The sequence below is a fragment of the Streptomyces sp. DvalAA-14 genome (assembly GCF_900091855.1).
Classification (GTDB): Bacteria; Actinomycetota; Actinomycetes; order Streptomycetales; family Streptomycetaceae; genus Actinacidiphila.
This window is the reverse complement of the sequence record NZ_FMCH01000080.1, coordinates 1-4,604: the sequence shown is the minus strand read 5'-3', so window position 1 is coordinate 4,604 and position 4,604 is coordinate 1. Positions and strand designations below refer to the sequence as shown.

Below are 4,604 nucleotides of genomic sequence, written 5' to 3'. Positions count from 1 at the left end.
CGTGGCGGCCGGCGAACAGCCGTAGGGCCCCGGAAGGACGACCGGGGCCCCGGAAGGACGGACGGACACCCCGTCAGACGGACACTCCGTGCGCCCGCAGGAAGCGCAGCGGGTCGATGTCGTCGCCGTAGACGGGTCCGGTGCGCATCTCGAAGTGCAGGTGCGGGCCGGTGGCGTTGCCGGTGGCGCCGGAACGGCCTATCCGCTGGCCCTCGGTGACCTGCTGGCCGGCCTTCACCGAGATCTGCGACAGGTGCCCGTACTGGCTGTAGTGGCCGTCGGCGTGCTTGATGACGACCTGGTAGCCGTAGGAGCCGCCCCAGCCGGCGGTGACGACCTTGCCGGCCGCCACCGAGTGCACGGCGGTGCCGGTGGAGACCAGGAAGTCCACGCCGGTGTGCAGGCCGCTGGCCCAGCTGCTGCCCGCCGCGTCGTAAGGGGTGCCGATCGGCGCGTGCTCGACCGGCAGCGTCCAGCCGCTGTGCTTCGGGGCGGCGACCGGCTTGGTCTGCCGTTCCAGGGTGCGGGTGCCGCCGGCCTGCTTCACCGCGGGCTTCGGCTTCGGGGTGGCTTTCGGCGCGCTCTTCGGGGCGGCCTTCGGGGTCGGCGCGCTCTTGGCCGGCGCGCTCTTGGCCGGGGCGGTCAGCGCCAAGTGCTGGCCGGGGAAGATCAGATCGGGATCCCCGCCGACGACGGCGCGGTTGTCGGCGTAGAGCTGCGGCCAGCCGCCGCGGACCTGTTCGTCGGCGGCGATCTGGGACAGCGTGTCGCCGCTGGCGACCGTGTAGTGCTCGTGCCCGGCGGGGTGCGCGCCCTTGCCGGCTTTCGCGGCGGGCGTCTTCGCGGGGTGCTGGGCGGCGGGAGCGGGCTTCGCGGGACGGTGCGCGACCGCCGGCTCGGGCTTGGCCTTCGCCTTCTGGACGGGCACCCGCACGATGTGCGACGCGGACGCCGCCTGCCGGGTGAGCCCGGCCGACACCGAGCAGACCGGCCAGGCGCCCGGGCCCTGGCTGCGCAGCACCTTCTCGGCGACCGCGATCTGCTGGTTCTTGGTGGCGAGGTCGGCGCGCGGCGCGTAGGCGCTGCCGCCGAAGGACTTCCAGGTGCTGGCCGCGAACTGCAGGCCGCCGTAGTAGCCGTTGCCGGTGTTGGTGTTCCAGTTGCCCGAGGACTCGCAGCTGGCGACCTTGTCCCAGACGCCGGCGCCGGCCGCGTGGGCACTTGTCAGTCCGATCAGCGGGAGGGCCAGCCCGGCGCCGCCCGCGGTGACGGTCAGCGACGCTTGGGAGACCCGGTTCGGGCGGTAACGGCGGTGGCGTCCGCGTAAGGGCATGGCAGCAGTCCTCTCCGGTGGCCGGGCGCGCCAAAGATAGGCCCCCCGCCGACCGCGCCACAAGAGTGCCCGCACCGGCACAGGTCGGACAGTGGCGGGCCCTGGGACTCGGGTCCGGGCGCGGCCCGGAAAAGGCCCTGCTGGCGGGGCCGCGGCCCGGATCCGGGGAATCCCCGGGCGCGCGCGGCGTTGAAAAAGAGGTGAGTTCCGTGCTGCGCGACACCCCGTTCTCCGTCCTCGACCGCTCCCGGGTCCGTGCGGGCGAGGAGCCCTCGCGCGCGCTGCGGGACACCGTGGCGTTCGCGCGGGAGGCCGAGACGCTCGGCTACCGGCGCTTCTGGGTGTCCGAGCACCACAGCGTGCCCGGGGTCGCCGGGTCCGCCCCCACCGTGCTGGCCGCCGCGATCGCCACCGCCACCGGCACGATCCGGGTCGGCACCGGCGGGGTGATGCTGCCGAACCACCGGCCGCTGGTGGTGGCCGAGCAGTTCGGCGTGCTGGAGGCCCTCCATCCGGGGCGCATCGACATGGGCCTGGGCCGCTCGGTGGGCTTCACCGACGGCATCCGCAAGGCACTGGGGCACGGCAAGGAGGCCGCGGACGTCTTCGACGAGCAGCTCACCGAGCTGCTCGGCTGGTTCACCGGCGAGCAGCGGACGTATCCGCAGGTGCACGCGCTGCCCGCCGAGGGGCTCCGGCCGGCGCCGTTCCTGCTGGCGGTCGGCAGCGGCGCGGACCTGGCCGCCGCCAAGGGTCTGCCGCTGGTGATCGGCGGGGTGCGCGGCGAGGAGGCGCTGCTGCGGGCGGTGGACCGCTACCGGTCCGCCTTCCGCCCGTCGCCCTGGGCCGCGCGGCCGTACGTGGTGCTCTCCGGGACGGTCGCGGTGGCCGCGGACGGGGAGCGGGCGCGCCGGCTGCTGGCTTCGGAGGCGTGGTCGACGGCGTACTCGCGCACCCACGGGGTCTTCCCGCCGCTGGAGTCGTACGCGTCGATCGCCGGGCGCGCCATGACCGGACCGGAGCGCGAGCGCTTCGAGCAGGCGATGACCGGGCAGGTGCACGGAACGCCCGAGGATGTCGGCAAGGCGCTCGAGTCGCTGCTGACCCGCAGCGCGGCCGACGAGTTCCTGGTGACGACCAGCAGCTACGACCGCGCTGAGCTGCTGGAATCGTACCGGTTGCTGGCCCGGATGCGCGGCTGAAGCGGTGGGTGGGACGGCGGGTAGGGTCGTCGGATGAGCCAACGACAGCGCGGCGGGCTCGATGTGCGCTGGCACGCGGGATGGCCGTCGGCCAAGCACGACCCGGCGCCGGACATCCAGGTGCACGCCTACGACGAGAGCACCGTGATCCTGCGGCAGAACATGTCGGTGCACTTCGAGGCGCCGTTCCTCTTCCTGCTGCTGGGAGAGGAGCGGGCGCTGCTGCTGGACACCGGCGCCACCGCCGACCGGTCGTACTTCCCGCTGCGCCGGGTGGTCGACGAGCAGGTGGCGCGGTGGCTGGAACTGCACCCGCGCCCTTCCTACGGCCTGGTGGTGGCGCACACCCACGGGCACGGCGACCACACGGCGGGCGACGGGCAGTTCGCCGACCGGCCGCACACGGTGACGGTCGGCACCGGTCCGGAGGCGGTCGCCTCCTTCTTCGGGCTGCCGCACTGGCCGGAGGGCATCGCCTCGCTGGATCTGGGCGGCCGGGTGCTGGACGTCATCCCCGGCCCCGGGCACGAGCCGGCCGCCGCGGTCTTCCACGACCGCCGCACCGGGATGCTCTTCACCGGCGACACCCTCTACCCCGGACACCTCTACGTCCGCGACCTGGCGGCGTACACCGCGACGGTGGACCGGCTGCTGGCCTTCTGCGAGCGCCACCCGGTGACCCAGCTGCTGGGCTGCCACATCGAGATGACCACGACGCCCGGGGACGACTATCCGCGCGGCACCACCTACCAGCCGGACGAACCGCCGCTGGAGATGGACCCGGGGCATCTGCGCGCGCTGCGCCGGGCCCTGACCGACGCGGCGGGCCGGCCCGGCATCCACCGCCATGCCGACTTCCTGCTGCACATCGAGGAGTGACGGCGCGTCGGCCCGGCCGATGACGGCCCGTCGGACAGCGGCCGTCCCCGTCACCCGGAGGCACCGCGCGCTCATCCGGATGGGCCTTTCCGCCGTGCCGGTCCGGCGGGGACGATCCACCGTGGGCGACATGACTGCCTTCCGTCCCCCGCTCCCGCGTCCCCGCCGGGTCCGTACCCCCCTCCGGGCAGCCGGCGCGGTCGCCGCGGCCTGCTGCCTCACCGCCGTGGCCGCGCTCCCCGCCGCGGCCTCCTCCGGTGACGGGCACGGCTCGGCCGGCCCCGCCGCCCCGGCGGCGAGCAGCGGCTCGCTGCTGTCCGAACCCGGTGTGCAGGTGCGGCCGAACGCGGGGGTGCCCGCGCTGCCGTCCGGCCTGTCGGCACTGTCCTGGACGGTCTGCGATGTCCGCACCGGGGAGGTGCTGGCGGCGAAGGACGCGCACCGCCGGCTGCCGCCCGCCTCCACCCTCAAGACGCTGTTCGCCGACACCGTGCTGCCCCGGCTGCCGCGCGAGACCACCCACAAGGTCACCGACGCCGACCTGGCCGATTTGGGCGAGGGCAGCAGCCTGGTCGGGGTCCAGACCGGGCAGACCTACACCGTCGCCGACCTGTGGCGCGGCGTCTTCCTGAGCTCGGGCAACGACGCGGTGCACGTGCTGGCGCACATGAACGGCTCGGTGGCCCGCACGGTGACCCAGATGCAGGCCAAGGCGAAGATGCTGGGCGCCGACGACACCCATGTGGTGACCCCCGACGGCTACGACGAGCCCGGCCAGGTGTCCTCCGCCTTCGACCTGGCGGTGTTCGGCCGGGCCGGACTGGCCGACCACGACTTCGCCGACTACGTGGCGACCGCGACCGCGCAGTTCCCCGGCGGCTACGACGCGCACGGGGAGTACGTGAAGTCCTTCGGCATCCGCAACACCAACCGGCTGCTGACCGGGGCCGACGGCGTGACGCCGTACCCGGGGATCATCGGGGTGAAGAACGGTTACACGACCAACGCCGGCAACACGCTGGTGGCCGCCGCGCGGCGGGGCGGCCGGACCCTCATCGTCACGGTGATGAACCCGCAGTCCGGGCTGCCGCAGGCCGTCTACCACGAGGCGGCGCGGCTGCTGGACTGGGGCTTCGCCGCGGCCGGCCGCACCACCTCCGTCGGCACCCTCAACCCGGCCCGCCCGGCCG

General features: G+C 74.3%; 4 protein-coding genes. 3 read left to right on the top strand and 1 reads right to left on the bottom strand.

From position 1 onward, the window contains the following. Window positions 1-73: 73 nt before the first annotated feature. Entirely contained in the window at window positions 74-1,333 is a 1,260-nt protein-coding gene (locus GA0115240_RS04140; protein WP_093735280.1) for a transglycosylase family protein, read from the bottom strand. Between the two features lie 200 nt (window positions 1,334-1,533). Here GA0115240_RS04140 and GA0115240_RS04135 point away from each other — a divergent pair, with 200 nt between their 5' ends. The 3 genes from GA0115240_RS04135 to GA0115240_RS04125 all read left to right on the top strand — a co-directional run. Then, complete coding sequence (locus tag GA0115240_RS04135) at window positions 1,534-2,535, top strand: LLM class flavin-dependent oxidoreductase (RefSeq protein WP_093735279.1); 1,002 nt, start codon at window positions 1,534-1,536, stop codon at window positions 2,533-2,535. 33 nt (window positions 2,536-2,568) lie between these two features. Continuing rightward, entirely contained in the window at window positions 2,569-3,414 is an 846-nt protein-coding gene (locus tag GA0115240_RS04130) for an MBL fold metallo-hydrolase (RefSeq protein ID WP_093735278.1), read from the top strand. Window positions 3,415-3,544: 130 nt separating this feature from the next. Further along, window positions 3,545-4,604, top strand: a 1,060-nt coding sequence (locus GA0115240_RS04125; RefSeq protein ID WP_107407091.1) for a D-alanyl-D-alanine carboxypeptidase family protein, incomplete at its 3' end; no start/stop codon positions are given.

Excerpts from the sequence above, each read along its gene's own strand:
- GA0115240_RS04140 (WP_093735280.1), bottom strand. The coding sequence starts at position 1,333 with ATGCCCTTACGCGGACGCCACCGCCGTTACCGCCCGAACCGGGTCTCC.
- GA0115240_RS04130 (WP_093735278.1), top strand. The coding sequence starts at position 2,569 with ATGAGCCAACGACAGCGCGGCGGGCTCGATGTGCGCTGGCACGCGGGA.